Source organism: Bacillus sp. L_1B0_5 (assembly GCF_000836715.1).
GTDB classification, from domain to species: domain Bacteria; phylum Bacillota; class Bacilli; order Bacillales; family Bacillaceae_G; genus Bacillus_A; species Bacillus_A thuringiensis_S.
On record NZ_JXIS01000014.1, the window covers coordinates 15,051 to 37,604 of the forward strand.

Consider the following 22,554-nt stretch of genomic DNA (forward strand, 5'->3'; position numbering starts at 1 on the left):
TTCATTATGAAATTTATAATTCCTATCAACATATTCTATAGAAATTTACGAGAGAAATAAAGAGGAAATGGGAATGAAAGTAAATTCTGAAAAATGTATCCGTTTTAATTTTTGTTTACATCATCTAGTAAAGATTGTAGCATTTGCTGCGTTTTTAATCCTTCTAATCCATCTACAACAGGCTTTGTATCTCCGTGTACACACTCAATAAAATGATGAACAGCATCTTCAAAACCACGTTGTTTTAACGTTGTATCCCATGATGGGGAACCACTTTGTGAAACTGAGTTTTCCTGTTCAATTTCAAATGTATTCATATTTTTTACGCGAATGATTTTCCCTGGCGTTACAAGTTCAATTTGTTCTAAATTTGTACCGGCATGGCGATGCATTGCAGTAGAAAGTAACAGTCCACTTGGAGTTGTATATGTATGATGTCCGTAAAGAAGTTCATTCTTTTCATTGATTTGCATCATGTTGTGAACGACGTTAAGGTCATCATTAGCTAACCAGCGAGCGGTATCTACAATGTGTAAATAATCATCTAACATAGTGAAGTCGTACGTATATGGCCCGACTTTATTTGTGCGATGCTTTTCAATTCGAATCCATGAAATATCATTAGCCTGTTCTTTGGCAGTGACATACATAGGAACGAATCTGCGATTAAATCCGACCATTAATTTTCGGTTATACTTCTCGCTCAACTCGACTAGTTGCTCAGCTTGTTCCACTGTAGCTGCTAGCGGTTTATCAACATAAACGTCGATTCCTTTTTTCAGAAGTTCAGAAACGATTTCATAATGCGATGCAGTTGAACTATGAACGAAGATTGCATCGCATTCTGAAGCTAACATTTCAATAGAATGAAAGTCTTGAATCCGGTATTGCTGGCAAACTTGTTTTCTTTTCTCCGCGTTAGGTGTAAACGCCCCTACAAAATTCCAATCTGTTTCTTTTGTAAGTGTTGGAAGATAGGCCTTTTGCGCAATACTTCCAAGTCCAATCATCCCAATTTTAGGTTTGTTCATTTTTATTCCCACCCTATTAATAGTAATGTAACGGCTTAAATGTAGCATAGGGTGGGGGAGGAAGGCAAAAAATAACTTTTTACTTACGTCCTTCTAACAAAATCTTCTCTATCTCTTCAAAGTGATGAGCGCGAGCATGCTCTAACGGGGTAACACCATCATTGTCTGGAATATTTACATCTGCACCGTGCTCAATAAGAAGGCGAATGACTTGTTGCTGTGTTTCGTTTCCGTTACTTAGTACGATGGCTTCCATTAAAGCTGTCCATCCGAGGTTATTTACATGATTTACATCAATATTTGTTCGAGTGAGGAGTTCTTTTATAACGTCAATATAGCCATGTTCTGAGGCTGGGATAAGAGCTGTTCCACCGTAACGATTTGTAATCGTAGGATCTGCACCAGCATCAATTGTTAGCTTTAAAATGTCTAAGTAACCTTCCGCACCGGCGTATAGAAAGGGGTTGTTTTTCATGTCATCTTGGATGTTTACTTCAGCACCAGCTTCGATAAGCGCTTGTGCGGTTTTTACATTATTTTTGTATGTTGCAATCATAAGTGGAGTGCGTCCTTGATTATCCGTCGCATTTATATTTGCGCCTTGTTTTAGTAAAGATATAATAGTATTCGTTTCATTTTTTTCAGTAGCTGCTAGTAGTGCAGTCTCCATGTTTGTCATCTCCTTTTTTACTTCTTGTTCTTGCGAGCATCCTTGTAAAAAAATTACGCAACATATCATACTGAATGTTTTTTTGAACATGGAATTTCAACCTCCTAATTTCAACTGTAAAATAGGAACATTAAATTTTTATAAACTGACGCTAAAATTACTATAAAATCGCTTGAGTATTTGAACATATATTTTTATGCTTATGAATATGAAGGATGGGTAAAGTGAGGATGTAAATTATGTCTATTAAAACAAGATTTTTATTTTCTTATATTGCTGTAATTCTCGTTTCTATTACGCTCATATTAGTCGCGGGATTTTTAATTGTTTTTTCGATAACAGGTGACTTGGAAGCAGTGAAAAATTTCTATAAAAGTTCTTACATTCAAAAGCCGCTTACACCAGAAGAAGAGAATGCCTATCTTGAATTAAAATTAGTGGCAAAGCAACATCAATCTCAATTATTAGATGAATCGTTCGTTTCATCGATTGAAAAAGAAGGCGTGAAAATAATTGTAAGAAAGGGAGAAAACATTTCTTATGCTACAAAGGGTTTTGAAAGTTCGACTTTAACAGAAGCCCTTCCGAAATTTGAAGCGGCAAATATTAATAGTCGTGGTACAACGGAACTAGGCGATACATTTTATCGATATGTAAAATTTGATTTTTATTTTCCAGAGAAAGAAGAAGGGAGTATATTTGTACTAAAAAAGCAAAGTTCATTTGTAGATCTTACACAAAAATTATTTCCAATCTTATTCGTATCGCTTTTACTACTAGCCATTTTACTCATTGGGTTATTAAGTTATCTCGTTTCAAGAAGTGTAATAAAACCAATTTTTGTATTGAAAGGCGCAACAGAGAAAATTAAAGAAGGAAATTTAGATTTTCAAATGCCAGTTACATCGCACGATGAAATAGGTCAATTAAATCAAGGGTTTGAGGAAATGAGGAAGAAGTTAAAAGAATCGATTGAAGTACAAACGCAGTATGAAGAAAATCGAAAAGAACTTATTTCAAACATATCGCATGATTTAAAAACACCGATTACATCTATTATCGGATATGTAGAGGGAATAAAGGATGGGGTAGCAAATACGCCAGAAAAAATGGATAAGTATTTAACGACAATTCATACGAAGGCAAAACATATGGACACACTCATTGATGAGCTCTTTTTGTTTTCGAAGCTCGATTTGAATCGAGTTCCATTCCAATTTGAGACAGTTGAATTAAATACGTTTATGCAAGAATTAATAGAAGAGATGCAGATGGATTTAAGTGAAGAAGGTATAGAAGTTAACTTACAATTACATTCATCGCCATTATATGTAACGGCCGATTGCGAAAAGATAAATAGAGTTATATCAAATTTAATTCATAATAGTGTGAAGTACATGGATAAAGAAGAGAAGAAAATTACTGTAACAGTATCGAGTGATAACAATAAAGTTATTGTGAAAGTGATGGACAATGGATCAGGTATAGAATCTAATATGCTACCGTATATCTTTGAACGTTTTTATCGTGCAGAACAATCGCGGAATTCTAGCACAGGTGGAAGTGGACTTGGTTTAGCAATAGCGAAGCAAATTGTTGAAGAACATGGCGGGGAAATTTGGGCGGAAAGCGAGCTTGGTAAAGGCACAAGCATTTTCTTCTCATTGGAAAAAGTAGAGGAATGTGGTGAGTAAATTGAAAAGAATTTTACTAATAGAAGATGAAGTAAGTATTGCAGAATTACAGCGAGATTATTTAGAAATTAATGATTTCCAAGTTGATGTAGAGCATTCAGGAGAAACAGGTTTACAAATAGCCCTGCAAGAAGACTATGATTTAATTATTTTAGATATTATGCTCCCGAAAATGAACGGATTCGAAATTTGTAAACAAATACGTGCTGTAAAAGATATTCCGATTTTACTTGTTTCAGCAAAAAAAGAAGATATAGATAAAATTCGCGGACTCGGATTAGGAGCGGATGATTATATAACGAAACCGTTTAGCCCAAGCGAATTAGTCGCAAGAGTAAAAGCGCATATTGCTCGTTATGAAAGATTATCAGGAAATGTAAGTAAGCAACGTGATACGTTATATATTCACGGAATTTCTATCGATCAACGAGCGAGGAAAGTTTTTATAAACAATGAAGAAGTGGCATTTACAACGAAGGAATTTGATTTATTAACATTCTTTGTCACACATCCAAACCAAGTATTAAATAAAGAACAGTTATTTGAACGCATTTGGGGATTAGATTCCGCTGGTGATTTAGCCACTGTTGTCGTCCACATTAGAAAGCTACGTGAAAAAATTGAAAGAGACCCTGCCCACCCGCAATATATTGAAACAGTGTGGGGAGCTGGTTATCGTTTTAATGTGTAGGAAACCTGCCGAGTTATTGGTAGGTTTTTTTGTATGTGATCAAAAGGGGATAATAGGTAATTTATGTTAAAATATAAAGAGAGATAAAACATAGGAGAGTGTGAGAGGGCGTGCTGCATTTTGGGGGATACATTAAAAGATAATAAATCAAACAAGGTTTTAAAGATTGTAACTAATATCGTACTTATCTTATTAATTATTGGTGCAATACAAATGTTTTATGATGAAGATTCTACGAATGATCATTTCGGCTGGTTATTTATGATGGTCTTTTTTGCAATTAAAATAATTTCTAGTTTTATGATAAGTTTAAAAGAAGGAGATAAAAAGTCAGTATTTATTGATTTAGGTTTAGTGATTTTTTCTGTTCTTTTTTTGGTTGTTACTAGTGTGAAATATTTCTTTTGAAAAAGCTCATAGTCTTATAGAGGCTGTGAGCTTTTTGTTGGAAAATTAGCTTGCGACCTTAACATACTATTTTAGAGTTCCTTGTTGCAATGATTTATAAAATGTTTGAATAGTAGAAGTAAACTGAGTAGCCTCTTCTAAAAAAGGATAATGGTTGCTGTTTTCAAATGGAATGAAGATAGAATTACGTATCCCATCATGCATCTCGATAGAATACTGAATTGGGCACTGTACATCATATCTTCCGCATATAATAAGTGTCTTTGTTTGGATGGAAGGTAAATACTCTCTTAAATCAAATGAAGGATATTCATTGGCGAAAGCGTTCATCCGGCTAGCGGACATTGCTTTTACAATTGATTTAAAAAAATAAGAGTTGTAGTTTTCTGGTTTATACAATGATAATTTTGTTCTCTTAGTAGATAGTTCTTTCCGTTCTTCACTTGTAAGGTGAAGGCTTTTTAAGTTTTCGATGAGCTCTTGCATATAATGAAATTGTGAATGTTCGGGATGATAAATGCAAAATGGTGTTTCGGTATAGTTACTTGCTGCAGCTCCTGCTACGACTAATGATTGTAAGGGATTTGGATATGTAATCGCATATAAAAGTCCAAGCATACCACCTGTTGAATGACCAGCGAAATGCCATGTTGGAAGTTGTAATGCTTCTCGTATTGCTTCTAAGTCGTGGATTGTTTCAATCATGCTTAATTCGTTTTCTGACTGGGCGGTTACAGAGCGACCAGTATCCCGTAAATTAATGAGAAATACACGATGCGTAGCAGTAAAAACATCTGCAAAGTAATCACCAGTTTCATTAAATTGTGAATAGTGATGTGTAATACAAAGCGATTCGCCATCTCCTTTTGTAAAGAGTTCAAATGTACCACGTTTCGTGTGGATCATTTGTCGTTTCCACATAATATCACTACCTTTTCTCATAAAAGTTGGGCCAGGCTGTTATGAAATGAAAATATATCAGCGATTATTAGAATATATCGACTTACCGACAGAAACCGACAACAAATAAAAGGAGGCTATTCAAAAACGAGCCTCCTTTTCGTTTAGTACAAAGATTTTGTCATATTATTCCGAATAATTTCAAGGGATTTCGCTACAGTTAATGCATTTTTTTCTTCAATTTCTGGTTTACGGGGGATAGGTTTATACATGTTGTCTGGATCTTCCCATGTGAGGGGAAGTTCTGTTTCTGCTTGTCCTTTCCAAGCTTCAATCCATTCTGGAGGGAGATAACCTGAGATGTTTTGGATGTTGTTCATTTCGAGCCAAATGAGCGCCCAAGCTCTTGGTACGACACGCCAATGGTCATAGCCGCCACCGCCGACAGCGATCCAGCGACCGTCGCAATATTCATTAGCAATTTCACGAGCGAGCTTCGGTATTTCGCGGTAAATATTCATGGTCGCACAAAGGTGTGTAAGTGGGTCGTAGTAATGTGCGTCAGCACCATTTTGCGTTAAAATAATATCCGGTTTAAAGTATGCTGCAACTTCTTTTACAACAGTTCGATATGACTCTAAGAACGATTCATCTTCTGTAAAAGCATCGAGTGGAACGTTGAAAGAATAACTATAGCCATTGCCTTGTCCGCGTTCATTTACAGCGCCAGTTCCAGGGAATAAATAACGCCCAGTTTCATGTAATGAAATAGTGCATACGTTAGGATCGTCGTAAAAAGACCACTGAACACCATCACCGTGATGAGCGTCTGTATCAATATATAAGACGCGTAAACCGTATTTCTTTTGAATATATTTCATTGCGATAGAACTGTCGTTATAAATACAAAAGCCAGATGCTTTACCACGGAAGCCATGATGTAAGCCGCCTCCTAAGTTAAGCGCGTGTTTTACTTTTCCGGAAAGAACAGCATCGACAGCTGTTAATGTACCACCAACGAGCAATGCGCTTGCTTCGTGCATATTTGGGAACATCGGTGTATCTTCTGTTCCAAGTCCATATGTCATCGCAATTGATTTTTCTAACTTTCCTTCTCCAGCACGTTTTACCGCATTTATGTACTCCTCTGTATGAACGTAGGCAATTTCTTCATCTGTAGCCATCCGTGGTGAGATGATTTGGGAAGGAGAGATGAAACCGCCCTTTTGTAATAAATCATACGTAAGTGTGACGCGCAGTTGGTTAAAAGGATGATCAGGGCTAAATGAATAGCCCCGAAAGTCATCCGAATAAATAAACGCGCTACTCATGATTGCATCCCCATGATGTTCGGCCATAATACGCGGTAGCCTTCTGCTTCAAGTGCATCAATCACTTTTAGAGGATTCATCGTTTGAATGCGGAAAACGAGTACTTTATCATTCTCATCTTTTGCTGGGTAGACGAGAACGCTCACGATATTTATTTGTAAGTCACTAAAAATAGCAACGACTTTTCCAAGAATACCAGGTTCGTTTTTTACTTGAATTTCAATTTGTGAACTTGGTTGATGTGCCCCTGTTAATTTCACTAACGTGTGCAGTACTGTAGATTCAGAAATGATTCCAACTAACTTTCCAGCCTTTGTAACAGGAAGACAGCCAATTTTATTTTCAAAAAATAAAGTAGCAATTTCCTCAACGAAATCGAGAGGATGGCAAGTCATAACAGGATGTTTCATAATAAGTTCAAGCGGTTGCTGTAGCATATCGAGTGAAACTTGTTCATCTAGAATAGACGGACTTGCATCTCTTACATCCCGATCAGAAATAATGCCTACGACGTGATTATTTTGATCGACAATTGGAATGTGCCGAATGCCTTTCGTGCGAATCGTTCGGATTGCTGTTTCGATTGTATCGTTTGGATGTAGTGTAACTACATTTTGATTCATAATTTCTTCTACAATCATTCCAGTTGCCCCCTTTATTAATACATAAAACGATTGTGAAAACGTAGACGATCAAAAGCTTGAATAGAATCCGTATCAACGCGTTTACCGATGCGGACCATTAAACAGTTGGCGGGATGTGAACAAATTTCAGGATCGTCTGTAGCCATCCATTGTAACCCGCCGGCATTCATCATCTTTTCCATTACTTTTCGGTATTCCCACACATTCAATCCTGTTTGTTTCAAATCCCAGTGCCAATAATATTCAGTCGTCAATATAATGTAATCTTCCATATAATCGTCCATCATAGAAACCTCTAGTAAGTTCTTTCCGACAGAACTCCCGCGGAAGGCTGGGACTACTTCAATTGCCCCAAGCTCAATTAAGTTTTCCATTTTTCCTTCTGACCATCGTTCAAGTGGATCAGGATACAAGTATGTAACATATCCAACAATTGTTTGGTCATGTCTAGCAATAATGAGACGAGCTTCTGGTAATTTAGAAATTTCGACAATTGCTTTATATTGTTGCTCGGCAGGACGAAACGCAATTAAGTCTGGATGGAATTCATACATTTCAAGATTATGTGTAGAGACAGGACCTTCAATAATTAAAGTGCCTTTCGCTGTTTTTAAGTTTCTAGCATTGTATATTTTTTTATGAATCAATGTATTGCTCACCACCTTGAGGGTTTGTGAATCTATTAATATCGTACTTTATAATATATGCGATGTGAATCGAATTTTGTCATTAAAAATTTGTCTAAAAATCAACAAATATACTGAAAATTTTAAATAATATCATTATAATAGATAATAGAATACATAGGAGGGGGATGTAAAGTATGAAAGTAGAAACGCTTCCTGTCATTAAAGGAGAAAATAATTTGCCGAATTATGATGAGGCATACGCGAATTTTAACTGGGAAGAGGTTAATAAAAACTTTACTTGGAATGAAACAGGCCGAGTGAATATGGCGTATGAGGCAATTGATAAGCATGCGAAATCCGATCGAAAGAATAAAGTAGCTCTTTATTATCAAGATGGATCGCGAAAAGAGAAATATACATTTAAGGAAATGAAGGATTTTTCTAATAAAGCAGGAAATGTCCTGAAAAATTATGGCGATGTAGAAAAAGGCGATCGCGTTTTTATTTTTATGCCACGTTCTCCAGAATTATATTTCGCACTTTTGGGTGCGGTGAAATTAGGAGCAATTGTTGGACCGTTATTTGAAGCATTTATGGAAGGTGCGGTTCGCGATCGTTTAGAAGATAGTGAAGCGAAGGTGTTAATTACAACGCCTGAGTTATTAGAGCGTGTACCATTAAATGATTTACCTGCTTTAAAAACAGTTTTTCTTGTTGGAGATAATGTAGAAGAAGGCGGTAAAACGGTAGCGTTCAATCCTTTATTTGAACAAGCTTCAAAAGAATTACATATTGAATGGTTAGGCCGTGAAGATGGTTTAATTCTTCACTATACGTCTGGTTCTACTGGTAAGCCAAAAGGTGTGCTTCATGCGCAAAATGCAATGGTTCAGCACTATCAAACGGCGAAATGGGTATTAGATTTAAAAGAAGATGACGTATATTGGTGCACAGCTGACCCGGGCTGGGTAACTGGAACTGCTTACGGTATTTTCGCACCGTGGTTAGTTGGAGCGTCAAATGTTATTTTAGGTGGGCGATTTAGTCCGGAAGCTTGGTATGAAGCACTGCAAGATTACGGTGTAACAGTTTGGTATAGTGCACCGACAGCGTTCCGTATGTTAATGGGAGCTGGACAAGATGCAATTAAAAAATATGACTTATCACAAGTTCGTCACGTATTAAGCGTTGGTGAGCCGTTAAATCCAGAAGTAATTCGCTGGGGTATGAATGCATTTGGACTTCGTATTCATGATACGTGGTGGATGACAGAAACAGGTGGACAAGTTATTTGTAACTACCCTTGTATGGAAATCCGTCCAGGTTCAATGGGTAAACCAATTCCAGGTGTAAAAGCAGCGATTGTTGATAATGAAGGAAATGAAGTTCCTCCATACACAATGGGTAACTTAGCAATTGCGAAAGGTTGGCCATCTATGATGCGTGCAATCTGGAATAACCAGCAAAAGTATGAATCTTATTTCATGCCGGGAGATTGGTACGTATCAGGTGACTCTGCCTATATGGATGAAGATGGATACTTCTGGTTCCAAGGACGTATTGACGATGTAATTATGACGTCAGGTGAGCGCGTTGGTCCGTTTGAAGTAGAAAGTAAATTAATCGAGCATGCTGCTGTTGCAGAAGCAGGTGTAATTGGTATTCCTGATCCAGTGCGTGGCGAAATTATTAAAGCATTTATCGCACTTCGAGCAGGATACGAACCATCTGATGAATTAAAAGAAGAAATTCGTCAATTTGTAAAGAAAGGCCTAGCAGCTCATGCAGCGCCACGACAAATTGAATTTAGAGATAAATTACCGAAAACGAGAAGTGGTAAAATTATGCGCCGCGTATTAAAAGCGTGGGAGCTGAATTTACCAACAGGTGACTTATCAACGATGGAAGATTAAGAGAGGAAGGTCTGAACGAAAAATGTTCAGGCCTTTTTTTATGTTATCATTAACTTATATATATAAGTTAATGGGGGTAGTATGATGAAAACAGAAAAAGAAAAGATGATACTAGGAGAAATGTACATACCGGCTGATCCAGTTTTAGTACAAGAAAGAGAGCAAGCACGTATATTAACGAGAAAATTAAATGATACGCCAGAAGAGCAATTAAAAGAGCGTAGCGAAATCGTAAAAGAATTATTTGGAACGACTGGAGATAACATTCATCTTGAATCTTCTTTTAGATGTGATTACGGTTATAACATTCACGTTGGCGAAAATTTTTACGCGAACTTTGACTGTACCATTTTAGACGTATGCCCGGTGACAATCGGAGTGAATTGTATGTTAGCTCCAGGTGTTCACATTTATACAGCAACACACCCGCTTGATCCAGTAGAGCGCATAAGCGGATCAGAATACGGAAAACCAGTCACAATTGGCGATAACGTATGGATTGGCGGGAGAGCGATTATTAATCCAGGTGTCACAATTGGAGACAATGCGGTTATCGCATCTGGCGCCGTTGTAACGAAAGATGTGCCTAATAATGTAGTAGTTGGCGGAAATCCTGCAAAGATTATTAAAAAACTAAAATAATATTTGAACGAAGTGCCTTCCTCGTCTGTATACATTTATGAAACAATAGATAAGGGAGGCTTTTTTATGTCTAATAAATTACTTCTTGCTTTTGCTTTACTTGGAATTATAGTCGTATTTTCTTGTGGTTTGCTATTACCGATGCCAATCGGATTTAAAGTTTCAATGATTACAGCTGGCGTTATGATGATTGTTATGTTTTCAATCATTATTCCGTTTGATAGAAAACATATAGTACGGAAAAAAGGATATAAAATTGATTTTACAAAAACAAAAGTGTACTTTCGCTGGAATGTATTTGATACGATTTCAGCTTGTCTGGCAGTGTATGCATGTATATGTGTGCAAGTATTAAATATTTTAGTTTCAACCGGACAGACAATTCAAAACCCGTATGTTCAATTTTTTACGAATCAATCGCAAGTATGGATTATTGTTGCTAGTTGCTATTTAATTTCCCGTATTTCATTAACGTTAAAAGGAATAAAGGAGATCAAAAATCATGGCGCAGATTGGGATTGAGGAGGAGCTCATGCTTGCGTATCAAAGTGGAGATAAACAAGCGGGAGAAAGACTATATATTTTAATCAAACCAGCGCTATACACATTTTTATATCGATTTAACCGAGATGAACAATTGAGTATCGACCTCGTGCAAGATACGTTTTTGACGCTAGAGCGTAAGAAACATATGTATGAACCTGAAAAGGGCAAAATAAAAACGTATTTATTTCAAATTGGTTATCGTCTTATGATTAATAAATTAAATAGGAGAAAAAAGTGGCGTACGCTTTTGCCATTTTTAGTGCCGATTCCGGAAAAAGAATTTTCTCACGAAGATCGGCTCACAGTAAGAGAAGCAATTTTGAAAGTTCCAGAAGAGCAAAGAGCGGTCCTAATCCTTTCTTATTATCATGATATGCAGCAAAAAGAAATTGCAGAGATATTAAACATTCCGATTGGAACAGTGAAGTCGAGACTTCATAACGGAATAAAGAAATTGAAACAATTGCTGGAGGTGGACGAAATTGAGCGAAAATCCCTTTAAGAGTGAATATAAGTTACAGCAACATTTAGATAGTGATCATGTAGAAATACCAGACTTTCCAAAAACGGTAAGTCGCTTCGATCGATTAATCGGATTTCTTGGTTCCCCGGCGAAAGATCCTGTGGAGGCGACGATTGGCAATGATTTATCGGTTGTATTTCATGTGTCGTTATTAGTTGGGGTTCCAATTCTTTCTCTTATTACGATACTCTTTATGGCGTTGTAAAGGATTGGAAAGAAGAGAAATCCGGCCCTTATTTGACACGCCTATATAAATGATGGTATAAAGAAAAGTATATGAATAATTGAGCGTGGAAAGGGAGAAGTAGTGATCATTTCCCTGTTTTAGAGAGCTGATGGCCGGTGCAAATCAGCACATAGATGATCGCGAATTACGCCCCTAGAGCATCTTTTTTCGATTGAATTGTATTCAAAAGGGAAAAGACGGTGCTAAGCCGTTATGTAAATAAGGTGGTAGGCTTTTTTTGCCTGCAACTAGGGTGGTAACGCGATAATCAAAATCGTCCCTTATTTGAAGGGGCGATTTTTTTATGTTTTCAACCTTCACGCCAGTAATGAACTTAAAGGAGAGTATGTAGGATATGGGTATTTTACAAGATCTTGAATTTCGCGGTCTAATTAATCAGCAAACAGATGCTGAGGGCCTTGAGCAATTATTAGAAAAAGAAAGCGTTAAATTATACTGTGGTTTCGACCCGACAGCGGATAGCTTACACATCGGTCATATGTTACCAGTATTAATGTTACGTCGTTTCCAATTAGCTGGTCACCAACCAATCGCACTTGTTGGCGGTGGTACTGGTATGATCGGTGACCCAAGTGGTAAAAAAGCAGAGCGTACATTAAACACGAAAGATACAGTTGCTTACTACACAGAAAGCATTAAAAACCAACTTTCAAACTTCTTAGAGTTCGAAAACGTGGACAACCCAGCAACGATGGCTAATAACTATGATTGGCTTGGTAACTTAGATGTTATTTCATTCTTACGTGATATCGGTAAAAACTTCGGTTTAAACTATATGTTAGCAAAAGATACAGTAGCATCTCGTTTAGATACTGGTATTTCATTCACTGAGTTTAGTTACATGATTTTACAATCATACGACTTCTTAAACTTATACCAAAACCATAATTGCCGCTTGCAAATCGGTGGTAGTGACCAATGGGGTAACATTACAGCTGGTCTGGAATTAATCCGTAAATCAGAAGAAGATGCGAAAGCATTCGGTTTAACAATTCCACTAGTTACGAAATCTGACGGTACGAAGTTTGGTAAAACAGAAGGCGGCGCAATTTGGTTAGACCCAGAGAAAACAACTCCTTACGAGTTCTACCAATTCTGGATTAACACAGATGACCGCGACGTTGTTAAATACTTAAAATACTTCACATTCTTATCTCATGAAGAAATTCTTGAGCTTGAAAAGCAAGTAGCTGAAGCACCAGAAAAACGTGCAGCACAAAAAGCATTAGGTTCTGAAATGACAAAACTTGTTCACGGCGAAGAAGCATTAGAGCAAGCGATTAAAATTTCAGCTGCATTATTTAGCGGTTCTGTAGCAGAACTAACTGCAAGCGAAATCGAACAAGGATTCAAAGACGTACCATCTGTAGAACGTACTGCAGAAGATACAGTATTAATCGACTTACTTGTAGAAAGCAAAATCTCTCCATCAAAACGTCAAGCACGTGAAGATGTAACGAACGGCGCAATCTACGTAAACGGTGAGCGTACACAAGCATTAGACTACGTTGTAACAGAAAACGACCGCATCGAAGGTAAATTCACAATCATTCGCCGCGGTAAGAAGAAATATTTCTTAATTCGTTACTAATAAATAAAAAGCTTTGAGGAATTTCCTCAAAGCTTTTTTGTTTTAATCTCCTTTTCGAGTTCATACGGAAATCACATGTAAGCGGTATGATAAACGTATAACAATTAGAAAGGAGTGGTAAAACGAAATGTCACTAGAAGCGTTGATTATTTTTTCTTTGCTAAATGCGGGTCAACTTGCAGAGAATTCGAAGGTTGATATACATAAAGAGCAGAAAGATGCTTATGTATATGTTCAAAAAGAGGAAAATAAATAACTTTATTTTATATATAAACTTCAAAAGCCAATCCATTGGATTGGCTTTTTGTCAGGTTGTTGGAAAAAGAGCGTACATTTTTTTCTTTTAAACATTAGCTAAAATTTGATCATAGCACGAAGTAATAAGTGCTTCCAGATCTTTTAAGTCATTAACGTTATCAATAAAAATTCTACTCACTCCCTGTGATTTTGGGGCTTGTTCAACCACAAAATTAGGGCATAGCTGTTTAGTAGCTTCTAAATCGAGTCTTACAACTAAGGATTTTGCATCGCCATCAAGGAAGAGACGTATAAACCATTTTGTAATTACACGATTCATGATACAAAAATAACTAATAGTATCTTTATATTTGAGGTTACTGATATCTCTTTGATTCTCAGTTAAAATCTCTTTAACAATGTTAAATGCGGTTAGTTCATTTTCTGTAGTGAAAACTCTATCTGCTTTGTCGTCTTTATTAATGTCTTCAATTATTTCGGTAGAAGCAGCTGCAACTAGGCTTGTTTCTATTTTCTCCGATGTTTTTGTTTCTTTTGGTGTTAAACCATCACTGATTATTTCTAATAGTGTTCGATTAATTGCTTTTTTAACGATTGGTCGGAATCGCTCTAAAACGTTATTTGTAATTCTAGTTGAGCTAAAGTCTCTAATTAGAAAACGAAGGAAGTCATCTGAAGGATTTTTAAATAGTTCTTTAATTGTAGAGTTTAAATTGGTCATATAAATAAGCTCTTCAGCATATTTTACGATTTCTTCAGCTTCAAAATTTTCTTTTGTAAAAGTTTCAATCGTTTCAATATCTAAATTCGTTAAATTATCCATACTGAATGTGAAGAAAGGTTTTTCATCCATCACATTGTCATTTGTTAAATCAGTATAAAACTTGTATTCTATACCATTAGTTAGTACCCCTACTTTGATATCAGGTAAGGCATTGAAATATCTAGATAGTTGCGCATCGTGTTTAAGGAGATTTTCTGTTACAGATTTTGCCTCGATTAAAATAATTGGAACTCCATTTTTAAAAACCGCATAATCGACTTTTTCTCCCTTCTTAGTTCCGAAGTCTGCAACATACTCAGGTCTAACTTCTAAAGGATTAAAAACGTCATAACCTAGTTTTTGAAGAAAAGGAATAATTAATGATTGCTTGGTCATTTCTTCATTAGTTATGTACTCTGTTCGTTCTAAAATTTGGTTAGCTATTTTGTTTATGTCATTTCTGAATTCCATATCAATGTCTCCTCGTTATAAAGTTTAAAAATCTTTAATATTATTGTTATTCCGTGAAAATTCATAATATAACAGAGTTCTTTATGGAAACAGGGAGGTTATTCTTTTTGTTTTAGATGGGAGTATAGGGTATTGGGATTTTTATGTTATGTAGGATATAAAAAATAATGGGGAATTGAAAAAAGCCAATCCACAGGATTGGCTTTTTGTCATTAACGAGAGTAGAACTCTACGATTAATGCTTCGTTGATTTCAGCTGGTAACTCAGCACGCTCAGCGTGGCGAGTGTAAGTAGCTTCTAATTTGTCAGCATCGAAAGTTAAGTATTCTGGTACGAAGTTGTTAACTTCGATCGCTTCTTTAACAACAACAAGGCTGTTAGATTTTTCGCGAACGCTGATAGTTTGGTTAGGTTTTACACGGTAAGATGGGATATCTACGCGAGCGCCATCAACCATGATGTGACCGTGGTTTACTAATTGGCGAGCTGCACGACGAGTGCGAGCTAAGCCCATACGGTAAACTAAGTTGTCAAGACGAGCTTCAAGAAGGATCATGAAGTTTTCGCCGTGCTTACCAGGCATTTTACCTGCTTGGTCAAATGTGCGACGGAATTGACGCTCAGTCATGCCGTACATGTGACGAAGTTTTTGTTTCTCTTGTAATTGTAAACCGTATTCTGAAAGTTTCTTACGTTGGTTAGGACCGTGAGGACCTGGTGCGTAAGGGCGTTTTTCTAATTCTTTTCCTGTGCCGCTTAGAGAGATTCCAAGACGACGAGACAGTTTCCAAGCTGGACCTGTATAACGAGCCATAGTTGACTCCTCCTTTAAAAATGTTTTTATTTACGTAAAATAAAAACAGACGTAATCGATATTTACGGGCATTTTGTTTTCATGTACCTTCGCTCCAGCAGCAGGGAGTTACGAGATACACCTCCGTAGAGGAACAAAATACAAACGATAAACTCACATTACAAGGCTGCCTTTTTATTTTACACAAACGCTATTATATCTTTTACCCAGAGTTTCGTCAAGCGAGTACGTTTTTGTTTTATGCATATAAATTTTGGAAATTAATATAAGAAGGAATTTAAAACAATATAAAAGAAGAGATAGAAACACAAATAAAACGCTTACATAAAATGTAGTAAAAACGTTCATCAGTTTTTTACTGGTGAATATGCGGTAATAAAAACATAAAGGGGATGTTTTTATGAAAAAGAAGCATATGGAGACAGCGTTAATTCATCACGGTTATACACCTGAGGAACATAAAGGAAGTTTAACACCACCTTTATTTCAAACCTCTACGTTTACATTTGAGACTGCGCAGCAAGGAGAGGCGAGTTTTGCAGGATTGGATCCATCTTATATTTACTCAAGGCTTGGAAATCCGACTGTGAAATTATTTGAAGAACGTATGGCGGTGTTAGAAGGAGGAGAAGAAGCACTTGCCTTCGGATCTGGTATGGCAGCTATTTCAGCAACTTTAATCGGTTTTTTAAAGGCTGGAGATCATATTATTTGTTCAAATGGATTATATGGGTGTACGTACGGTTTTTTAGAAGTGTTAGAAGAAAAATTTATGATTACGCATTCGTTTTGTGAGATGGAGACAGAGGTTGATATTGAAAATAAAATTCGTCCAAATACAAAGCTTATTTTCGTTGAAACACCGATTAATCCAACAATGAAATTAATCGATTTAAAACAAGTTATTCAGGTTGCGAAGCAAAATGGTTTACTTGTCATTGTTGATAATACGTTTTGTTCACCTTATTTACAAAGACCGCTTGAGCTTGGCTGTGACGCTGTTGTGCATAGTGCGACAAAATATATTGGTGGTCATGGCGACGTTGTGGCGGGTGTAACGATTTGTAAAACGAAAGCGTTAGCTGAAAAAATTCGCCCGATGCGAAAAGATATCGGCGGCATTATGGCGCCGTTTGATGCGTGGTTATTATTACGCGGATTAAAGACGTTAGCGGTAAGAATGGATCGTCATTGTGATAATGCAGAAAAAATTGTATCGTTCTTAAGAAAACATGATGCGGTAGAAGGTGTTTGGTATCCAGAAGGGGAGTTAGCATCTCGTCAAATGAAACGCGGGGGCGGCGTTATTTCTTTTTCAGTAAAAGGTGGAAAAGAAGAGACGCAAGCATTTATTAATGATCTGCACTTTATTACAATTGCGGTGAGTTTAGGAGATACAGAAACGTTAATTCAGCATCCAGCAACGATGACGCACGCTGCGATTCCGGCTGAACTAAGAAAAGAAATGGGCATTTTCGATAATTTAATACGCTTATCAGTTGGTTTAGAATCGTGGGAGGATATCGTTTCTGATTTAGAGCAGGCATTAAAGAAAATATCTACTGTTAATCAATAAAAAAAGAGTGAGCTATCGGTTTTGTACAGGACGTACTAAATCGATAACTCGCTCTTTTCTTTTTACATATGTTTTAGGAGTGTTTCCACAAACTTTTCTAAATAGCGCTGATCTACTTCATCAAAACGATTCTTTTCAGGACTATCAATGTCAAGTACACCAATGACAGCTCCTTCTTTCACAATCGGTACAACGATTTCTGAATTAGAAGCACTATCGCAAGCGATGTGACCTGGGAATTGGTGAACGTCCGCTACAAGCTGCGTTGTTTTCGTTTCAGCTGCTACGCCGCAAACGCCTCGTCCAAATGGAATGCGTACGCAAGCAGGCATTCCTTGGAACGGTCCAAGGACAAGCTGATTTCCTTCTGTTACGTAAAAGCCAACCCAATTAACGCGATCTAAAAATTGGTTTAATAATGCGGATGCATTTGATAAGTTTGCGACTACGTTTGATTCGCCAGTTAATAACGCATCCAGTTGTTTAATTACTGTCTCATATTGCTGCACGCGAGATCCTGCATAACTTTCTTTAGTAAACATGGAAACAGCTCCTTTTTTATCGAGATGTGTAAAATATTAGCAAAATACGATGTATTTCACATGACTTTGTCGATAGAAAATTAAAGGAATTTGTCTTAAAAGTCAAGAAATTTAAACTATAGCTGTTCATTGAGAGGAAGTGAGCGCATGAAGCAGACGAAACAAAAAGTAATTGATGCGGCAATATCGTTGTTTAATACGAAAGGTTATGATGGAACGTCGGTGCGAGACATTGCAAAGCGAGCGGATGTGAATGTAGCGAATATTTCATATTATTTTGCTGGGAAGCAAGGTTTATTAGAACAGCTTATTACCGATTTTTTAGAAGGGTATATTCATGTGATTGAAATTTCGTTTGAACAGAGAGAGTATTTGTCGGCTAAAGATGTGATGGTGCAAATGGTGCGTGGGATGTTACGATATCAATTTGAAAATAGAGAACTAACACGCTTCTTCTACCGAGAGCTTTCGCTTGATACGACATTAATTCGTGAAGTGATGACCGTTTATTTTTCTAAAGAAAGATATTATATAGAGCAAATTATTAGACAAGGACAAATGAAACAAGAATTTCAGAAAGTATCATTTACAATGTTTATGACGCAATTAAAAGGCATGATAAATATGCCGTTTTTATATCCACAATATATATCAGAAGTACTGCATTCTTTCCCGTCTGAGACATTTTTCATAGAAATATACACGAAAGAGATTGAGCAATGGATGGAACAAGCATTATGTAAAGCAAATATGTACCATGAATGGCCAAGAGCTGTTCATATGTGAAGAATCCCCACCTAACGAACTGAGGTGGGGATTTTTATGTTTACTTTTCTTTGCCATAAATTGTTACATAATAGCGCGATAATTGTTAATGCAGCTCCAGCAATTTCGATTTTATCGACTGTATAACCTCGAAAGATAGAACCAATCAGTGCAAGAATAGGAACTAAATTCATAAATAATATGCCGTTAATAGATGAAATATAGCGATTTCCCATATTCCAGCAAAATACAGCGATAACTCCTGCGATAATCGACATATAAAAGAGCTCAAAACGAACGCTCACAACTGTACGCAGTGACGGCATAGTAACTATATTTGTATACGTTAAGAAAGTAACAATAACGATGAGTGAAATGGAGCCAAATAAACAAGTTAATGTCGTATATCGAAGTGGTGACCAAGATTGAAAACGAGCACCCCCATTTGTATAAATGACCCAGCAAGTAACGCCGCATAGCATTAATATATTTGTTGATAAGTGGCTTGCAGCTCCAAATAATAAGTGAATATTTCCTTTTGAAATGACAAGCATAACACCTAGTAATGCAACGAACATACAAAGAAATGTGTAGTTTTGAGGGCGACAATTTTTCGTTATCCATTGCAGTGATAAGGCAATCAGTGGCATAAGGGATTGAATCATAGCTGCATGGATTGCTCCGGAAGGTCCAGCAAGCTGTTGTCCGTAGAAAACGAGAAAACCATATCCTGCGAAACCGACTGTCCCGTAAAAGAACAGAGAAAGTGTTCTTTTTTCTAAGCGGAGTGAAGTCTTCCCTTCAGTAATTAATAGCAAAATAAGAAAAATAATAGCTGCTGATCCATAGCGAATCGTTGTGAAGAAGAACGGATCGATAAATTGCAGGGCATTTGCCATTACCGGAAACATAAATCCCCAGGCAGTGACGGCGAGTAAGCATAGAAAGGATCCGATTAGCATTTGTTTTTTGTTCAAGAGTATCTTTCCCCTTTACATTTCGTTATAGTAAGTTGATGAAATAAGTATAAAGAGTAATTGTTTATAGGAGGAAATATCGATTTCTTATAACGGTTATAACTTTTTGTTAGAGGTGTGTACGATGGATTTGGAGGCAGTACGATCGTTTATCGAAGTGAAGCATACGCGAAGTTTATCAAAGGCAAGTAAGATTTTACATATATCTCAACCAGCGCTTAGTAAACAAATTCAAAAGTTAGAAGCGGATTTAGAGGTTACTTTACTTAAGCGTTCTGCGCAAGGAGTGAAGTTAACGGAGGCAGGAGAGTTATTTATAAAAAGAATGGTACCGATTTTGGAACAAATAAATGAAGCAAAAACAGAAATGAGGGGGTATCAAGAGAACCGAAAGTTTTCAATTGGTATACTACCGAGTTTAGCGGAGCATTACATATTAGAATGTAAAGATGTGTTAGGTGATGAGTTCGAAGTAGAGTGGCAAATCGGACATACGGAAGTATTAAGAGATTTATTTAAAGCGCGGGAGATTGAAGCGATGTTCATCGATTCAGTAGTAGAAGGTGCTACGTATATAAAAGAAGTGCAACAAGAGAAAATTGTTTGTGTCGTTTCAAATAATCATCCGTATAAAGAGAAGAAAGTCATTCAAATAGAAGAGCTGCAAAATGAAAAATTAATTGTATATCCAGAAATATGCGATGTAAGGAAAATGATTATGAACATGTTTCATGAGATAGGTGTAAAACCAACTATAGCTGTGGAAACATCTTACGCAGAACCGATGCTTACAATGGTAAAAGCTGGCCTTGGTATCACGTTACTTCCAGAAAGGGCAGTAGAGCAGTCTGTAAGGCAGGGGAATGTATATGTAATTTCTGTTGAACCACCACTCATGCGGAAAATTTATTTCGTATCTCATACGAAAGATTGTTTGTTATTACAATCATTTGAGGATAGGTAGTGAGGTAGGCGGAATATTGAGAAAGATTACAATCTCATTGAAAGAAACATGAAATTTTAAAAAAAACTAGGTCAAAAACAAGCCATTACATGGTATGATTAGTACATTGTTAGTTGTTAAATATAGGGGAATTCCCTTTTTATACATAATGCCTTCCATTTCATAAACGGAACGGACAAAAAAAGAGATATAACTAGGAGGCTTTTTTGCATGGATTCTATCCTGACGATCGTTATCATTGTAGTAAGCTCTATTCTAGTGCTGCTCATGATAGAGCTTGTGATAAGAAATCGTTCATATAAAGATATTGAAGCACTGGAGCAGTGGAAACAAGAGATAAAAGATAAACCTGTGGCAGATGAACTAAAACGGGTAAAAGATTTAAACATGACGGGTCAAACAGAAGAACTGTTTGGTAAATGGCGTGAAGAATGGGATGAAATTGTATCAACAACCCTTCCGAAAGCTGACAAAGATTTAGCGCAAGCGCGAAAATTCGCCTCGCAATTCTCCTTCCGAAAAGCAAAGCATGCGATGAACGAATCCATAAGTGGTTTAGATGACGCTGATAATCGTATTACAGGTGTTTTAAATGAATTACAGCAATTGTTAGAAAGCCATGAGAAAAATAGCTCGGAAATTGAAGGGTTACGTGATACATATCGTAGTATGAAAAAGAGTGTTCTTGCTCATAGACATATGTATGGAGCAGCAGAGCAGAAAATCGAAGAGATGCTAGATGCTGAATCTAATAAATTTAAAAGCTTTGAAGAAGCAACAGATAATGGTGACTACTTAAAAGCGAGAGAAATTGTTATTAGTTTAGAAGAAGGTTTAGCAAGTTTAGAAATCATTATTCACCAAATTCCAGATTTATTAGTAGAGTGTCAAGCGACGCTACCAGTTCAACTGGAAGATTTATTACACGGACATAATGATATGGTAAGACAAGGTTATGTATTAGAGTATTTGGAAATCCCTAAAGAAGTTCGCGATATGACGACACAACTAAACACATGTTTAATGGATATACAGGAGCTTCATATAACAGAAGCGGCTGAAAAAGTGGAAGACTTAAAAACTCGTTTAGATGGTTTCTATGATCAACTTGAGCAAGAGGTGCATGCGAGACATTATGTGGAGCAAAAAACACTTTCTGTTTATGAAGACTTAGAAGAAATACGTATCGAAACGATTGAAACGAAAACAGAAACACAACTTGTGAAACAAAGCTATCAATTGCAAGATAAGGATATTGAATCTCAAAAAGTAATTGAAAAGCAAATGCACATTTTAACGAAACGTTTTGAAATGCTACAATTACGCGTTGCTGAACAAGATATTGCCTTCTCTATTATTCGTGAGGAACTAGAAGAGGTTTATGAGCAATGTGAAACGTTAAAAGTACTTCATGCAGAATATAAAGAAATGCTGCAAACGATGCGTAAAGAAGAATTTGAAGCGCGTGAGAAGTTACAAGAAATGCGAAATACTATTTTCGAAACGAAACGCTTTATGCAAAAGTCGAATTTGCCAGGTCTTCCAGAGAGTATTATGGAAGATTTAAAAAGAGGGCAAATGGCAATGCAAGCTGTATATGAACAATTAGAAGTGAAGCCGTTAAACATGAACGCTGTAAATAGCAGTTTAGAAGAAGCATACACAACTGTGAACGGTGTAGCTGAAATGACAGAAGAGTTAATTGGACAAGCGTATTTAGTTGAAAAATTAATTCAATACGGTAACCGTTACCGCAGTCATGATGAAAGCCTTGCAGAAAGCTTAAATTATGCGGAGAAATTATTCCGTGAATATCAATACGATGCAGCTTTAGAACAAGCCGCTTCTGTACTAGAGCAACTTGAACCTGGTGTTGTTCAAAAAATAGCTGAATATGTAGACAATGAACAAACCCTTTCATAAAAGGGTTTGTTTTTTTGTGTAATTTTGCAGGCGATGTTGC

Annotated in this window: 24 protein-coding genes and 1 other annotated feature; of the genes, 14 read left to right on the forward strand and 10 right to left on the reverse strand. The window is 36.7% G+C overall.

Going from position 1 to position 22,554, the window contains the following annotated elements; translation table 11 throughout:
• Window positions 1-104 precede the first annotated feature (104 nt).
• Window positions 105-1,031 carry a Gfo/Idh/MocA family oxidoreductase gene (locus RT27_RS04265; RefSeq protein ID WP_043935386.1) on the reverse strand — a complete coding sequence of 309 codons (927 nt, stop codon included), beginning with the start codon at window positions 1,029-1,031 and terminating at the stop codon, window positions 105-107.
• Between the two features lie 79 nt (window positions 1,032-1,110).
• On the reverse strand, window positions 1,111-1,791 hold the full coding sequence (locus RT27_RS04270) for an ankyrin repeat domain-containing protein (RefSeq protein ID WP_043935387.1): 681 nt from the start codon (window positions 1,789-1,791) through the stop codon (window positions 1,111-1,113).
• 149 nt (window positions 1,792-1,940) lie between these two features.
• Between RT27_RS04270 and RT27_RS04275 the strand changes: the two genes are divergently transcribed.
• The 3 genes from RT27_RS04275 to RT27_RS04285 all read left to right on the forward strand — a co-directional run bounded on the left by RT27_RS04275 (window position 1,941) and on the right by RT27_RS04285 (window position 4,494).
• Complete coding sequence (locus RT27_RS04275) at window positions 1,941-3,395, forward strand: HAMP domain-containing sensor histidine kinase (protein ID WP_043935389.1); 1,455 nt, start codon at window positions 1,941-1,943, stop codon at window positions 3,393-3,395.
• Between the two features lies 1 nt (window position 3,396).
• A complete protein-coding gene (locus RT27_RS04280; RefSeq protein ID WP_003280338.1) occupies window positions 3,397-4,086 on the forward strand; it encodes a response regulator transcription factor in 690 nt (229 codons plus the stop codon).
• A gap of 120 nt (window positions 4,087-4,206) precedes the next feature.
• On the forward strand, window positions 4,207-4,494 hold the full coding sequence (locus RT27_RS04285) for a hypothetical protein (RefSeq protein WP_000502928.1): 288 nt from the start codon (window positions 4,207-4,209) through the stop codon (window positions 4,492-4,494).
• A gap of 66 nt (window positions 4,495-4,560) precedes the next feature.
• Here the strand turns inward: RT27_RS04285 and RT27_RS04290 are convergent, their stop codons facing one another.
• The 4 genes from RT27_RS04290 to acuA form a co-directional block, all read right to left on the reverse strand.
• The gene (locus RT27_RS04290; RefSeq protein ID WP_156137697.1) at window positions 4,561-5,436 is read right to left on the reverse strand and encodes an alpha/beta hydrolase; all 876 of its coding nucleotides are present in this window, start codon (window positions 5,434-5,436) and stop codon (window positions 4,561-4,563) included.
• 122 nt (window positions 5,437-5,558) lie between these two features.
• Window positions 5,559-6,725, reverse strand: coding sequence for an acetoin utilization protein AcuC (gene acuC / locus RT27_RS04295; protein ID WP_000092823.1), 1,167 nt, complete (start codon window positions 6,723-6,725; stop codon window positions 5,559-5,561).
• Entirely contained in the window at window positions 6,722-7,366 is a 645-nt protein-coding gene (locus tag RT27_RS04300; RefSeq protein ID WP_016080058.1) for an acetoin utilization AcuB family protein, read from the reverse strand. Before RT27_RS04300 ends, acuC begins: the two co-directional genes overlap by 4 nt.
• Before the next feature lie 17 nt (window positions 7,367-7,383).
• Entirely contained in the window at window positions 7,384-8,016 is a 633-nt protein-coding gene (gene acuA, locus RT27_RS04305; RefSeq protein WP_000581388.1) for an acetoin utilization protein acetyltransferase AcuA, read from the reverse strand.
• A gap of 176 nt (window positions 8,017-8,192) precedes the next feature.
• Between acuA and acsA the strand changes: the two genes are divergently transcribed.
• From acsA to RT27_RS04340, 7 genes are all read left to right on the forward strand, one after another.
• Window positions 8,193-9,911: an acetate--CoA ligase gene (acsA, locus tag RT27_RS04310; protein WP_000862047.1), complete on the forward strand. Its 1,719-nt coding sequence runs from the start codon at window positions 8,193-8,195 to the stop codon at window positions 9,909-9,911.
• A gap of 81 nt (window positions 9,912-9,992) precedes the next feature.
• Window positions 9,993-10,553, forward strand: a complete 561-nt coding sequence (locus tag RT27_RS04315; protein ID WP_002026426.1) for a maltose acetyltransferase domain-containing protein — start codon at window positions 9,993-9,995, stop codon at window positions 10,551-10,553.
• 66 nt (window positions 10,554-10,619) lie between these two features.
• A complete protein-coding gene (locus RT27_RS04320; protein ID WP_029443421.1) occupies window positions 10,620-11,075 on the forward strand; it encodes a hypothetical protein in 456 nt (151 codons plus the stop codon).
• On the forward strand, window positions 11,056-11,601 hold the full coding sequence (locus tag RT27_RS04325; RefSeq protein ID WP_043935393.1) for an RNA polymerase sigma factor: 546 nt from the start codon (window positions 11,056-11,058) through the stop codon (window positions 11,599-11,601). The genes RT27_RS04320 and RT27_RS04325 overlap by 20 nt, the downstream gene beginning before the upstream one ends.
• On the forward strand, window positions 11,582-11,827 hold the full coding sequence (locus RT27_RS04330; protein ID WP_029443419.1) for a hypothetical protein: 246 nt from the start codon (window positions 11,582-11,584) through the stop codon (window positions 11,825-11,827). The genes RT27_RS04325 and RT27_RS04330 overlap by 20 nt, the downstream gene beginning before the upstream one ends.
• A gap of 77 nt (window positions 11,828-11,904) precedes the next feature.
• Window positions 11,905-12,133 (forward strand) — a binding site (T-box leader).
• Window positions 12,134-12,203: 70 nt separating this feature from the next.
• Window positions 12,204-13,460, forward strand: coding sequence for a tyrosine--tRNA ligase (gene tyrS, locus RT27_RS04335; protein WP_000512075.1), 1,257 nt, complete (start codon window positions 12,204-12,206; stop codon window positions 13,458-13,460).
• Window positions 13,461-13,587: 127 nt separating this feature from the next.
• On the forward strand, window positions 13,588-13,716 hold the full coding sequence (locus tag RT27_RS04340; protein WP_000050940.1) for a hypothetical protein: 129 nt from the start codon (window positions 13,588-13,590) through the stop codon (window positions 13,714-13,716).
• An 87-nt stretch (window positions 13,717-13,803) separates the two neighbouring features.
• Here the strand turns inward: RT27_RS04340 and RT27_RS04345 are convergent, their stop codons facing one another.
• Together RT27_RS04345 and rpsD are read right to left on the reverse strand one after the other, a co-directional pair.
• Window positions 13,804-14,952, reverse strand: a complete 1,149-nt coding sequence (locus RT27_RS04345; RefSeq protein ID WP_043935394.1) for a type I restriction endonuclease — start codon at window positions 14,950-14,952, stop codon at window positions 13,804-13,806.
• Window positions 14,953-15,164: 212 nt separating this feature from the next.
• On the reverse strand, window positions 15,165-15,767 hold the full coding sequence (rpsD, locus tag RT27_RS04350; protein WP_000135320.1) for a 30S ribosomal protein S4: 603 nt from the start codon (window positions 15,765-15,767) through the stop codon (window positions 15,165-15,167).
• A 400-nt stretch (window positions 15,768-16,167) separates the two neighbouring features.
• On the opposite strand from rpsD, the gene megL reads away from it, so the two are divergent.
• On the forward strand, window positions 16,168-17,343 hold the full coding sequence (gene megL / locus RT27_RS04355; RefSeq protein WP_029443417.1) for a methionine gamma-lyase: 1,176 nt from the start codon (window positions 16,168-16,170) through the stop codon (window positions 17,341-17,343).
• A 62-nt stretch (window positions 17,344-17,405) separates the two neighbouring features.
• On the opposite strand, the gene RT27_RS04360 is transcribed toward megL, so the two are convergent.
• Window positions 17,406-17,885: a GAF domain-containing protein gene (locus RT27_RS04360; protein WP_000494340.1), complete on the reverse strand. Its 480-nt coding sequence runs from the start codon at window positions 17,883-17,885 to the stop codon at window positions 17,406-17,408.
• 147 nt (window positions 17,886-18,032) lie between these two features.
• Between RT27_RS04360 and refZ the strand changes: the two genes are divergently transcribed.
• Window positions 18,033-18,671, forward strand: a complete 639-nt coding sequence (refZ, locus tag RT27_RS04365; protein ID WP_016080064.1) for a forespore capture DNA-binding protein RefZ — start codon at window positions 18,033-18,035, stop codon at window positions 18,669-18,671.
• An 11-nt stretch (window positions 18,672-18,682) separates the two neighbouring features.
• Here the strand turns inward: refZ and RT27_RS04370 are convergent, their stop codons facing one another.
• Complete coding sequence (locus RT27_RS04370) at window positions 18,683-19,627, reverse strand: DMT family transporter (RefSeq protein WP_016080065.1); 945 nt, start codon at window positions 19,625-19,627, stop codon at window positions 18,683-18,685.
• Between the two features lie 124 nt (window positions 19,628-19,751).
• Here RT27_RS04370 and RT27_RS04375 point away from each other — a divergent pair, with 124 nt between their 5' ends.
• Both RT27_RS04375 and ezrA read left to right on the forward strand, forming a co-directional pair.
• Entirely contained in the window at window positions 19,752-20,591 is an 840-nt protein-coding gene (locus RT27_RS04375) for a LysR family transcriptional regulator (RefSeq protein WP_043935395.1), read from the forward strand.
• A gap of 210 nt (window positions 20,592-20,801) precedes the next feature.
• Entirely contained in the window at window positions 20,802-22,514 is a 1,713-nt protein-coding gene (ezrA, locus tag RT27_RS04380) for a septation ring formation regulator EzrA (protein ID WP_016080067.1), read from the forward strand.
• The last annotated feature ends 40 nt before the right edge of the window (window positions 22,515-22,554 follow it).

What these genes read in the sequence shown, in the direction of transcription:
- RT27_RS04265 (WP_043935386.1), bottom strand. Translation starts at nt 1,031, where the DNA reads ATGAACAAACCTAAAATTGGGATGATTGGACTTGGAAGTATTGCGCAA.
- RT27_RS04270 (WP_043935387.1), bottom strand. Translation starts at nt 1,791, where the DNA reads ATGTTCAAAAAAACATTCAGTATGATATGTTGCGTAATTTTTTTACAA.
- RT27_RS04275 (WP_043935389.1), top strand. Translation starts at nt 1,941, where the DNA reads ATGTCTATTAAAACAAGATTTTTATTTTCTTATATTGCTGTAATTCTC.
- RT27_RS04290 (WP_156137697.1), bottom strand. Translation starts at nt 5,436, where the DNA reads ATGAGAAAAGGTAGTGATATTATGTGGAAACGACAAATGATCCACACG.
- acuC (WP_000092823.1), bottom strand. Translation starts at nt 6,725, where the DNA reads ATGAGTAGCGCGTTTATTTATTCGGATGACTTTCGGGGCTATTCATTT.
- RT27_RS04300 (WP_016080058.1), bottom strand. Translation starts at nt 7,366, where the DNA reads ATGATTGTAGAAGAAATTATGAATCAAAATGTAGTTACACTACATCCA.
- acsA (WP_000862047.1), top strand. Translation starts at nt 8,193, where the DNA reads ATGAAAGTAGAAACGCTTCCTGTCATTAAAGGAGAAAATAATTTGCCG.
- RT27_RS04315 (WP_002026426.1), top strand. Translation starts at nt 9,993, where the DNA reads ATGATGAAAACAGAAAAAGAAAAGATGATACTAGGAGAAATGTACATA.
- RT27_RS04320 (WP_029443421.1), top strand. Translation starts at nt 10,620, where the DNA reads ATGTCTAATAAATTACTTCTTGCTTTTGCTTTACTTGGAATTATAGTC.
- RT27_RS04325 (WP_043935393.1), top strand. Translation starts at nt 11,056, where the DNA reads ATGGCGCAGATTGGGATTGAGGAGGAGCTCATGCTTGCGTATCAAAGT.
- tyrS (WP_000512075.1), top strand. Translation starts at nt 12,204, where the DNA reads ATGGGTATTTTACAAGATCTTGAATTTCGCGGTCTAATTAATCAGCAA.
- RT27_RS04340 (WP_000050940.1), top strand. Translation starts at nt 13,588, where the DNA reads ATGTCACTAGAAGCGTTGATTATTTTTTCTTTGCTAAATGCGGGTCAA.
- RT27_RS04345 (WP_043935394.1), bottom strand. Translation starts at nt 14,952, where the DNA reads ATGGAATTCAGAAATGACATAAACAAAATAGCTAACCAAATTTTAGAA.
- rpsD (WP_000135320.1), bottom strand. Translation starts at nt 15,767, where the DNA reads ATGGCTCGTTATACAGGTCCAGCTTGGAAACTGTCTCGTCGTCTTGGA.
- megL (WP_029443417.1), top strand. Translation starts at nt 16,168, where the DNA reads ATGAAAAAGAAGCATATGGAGACAGCGTTAATTCATCACGGTTATACA.
- RT27_RS04360 (WP_000494340.1), bottom strand. Translation starts at nt 17,885, where the DNA reads ATGTTTACTAAAGAAAGTTATGCAGGATCTCGCGTGCAGCAATATGAG.
- refZ (WP_016080064.1), top strand. Translation starts at nt 18,033, where the DNA reads ATGAAGCAGACGAAACAAAAAGTAATTGATGCGGCAATATCGTTGTTT.
- RT27_RS04375 (WP_043935395.1), top strand. Translation starts at nt 19,752, where the DNA reads ATGGATTTGGAGGCAGTACGATCGTTTATCGAAGTGAAGCATACGCGA.
- ezrA (WP_016080067.1), top strand. Translation starts at nt 20,802, where the DNA reads ATGGATTCTATCCTGACGATCGTTATCATTGTAGTAAGCTCTATTCTA.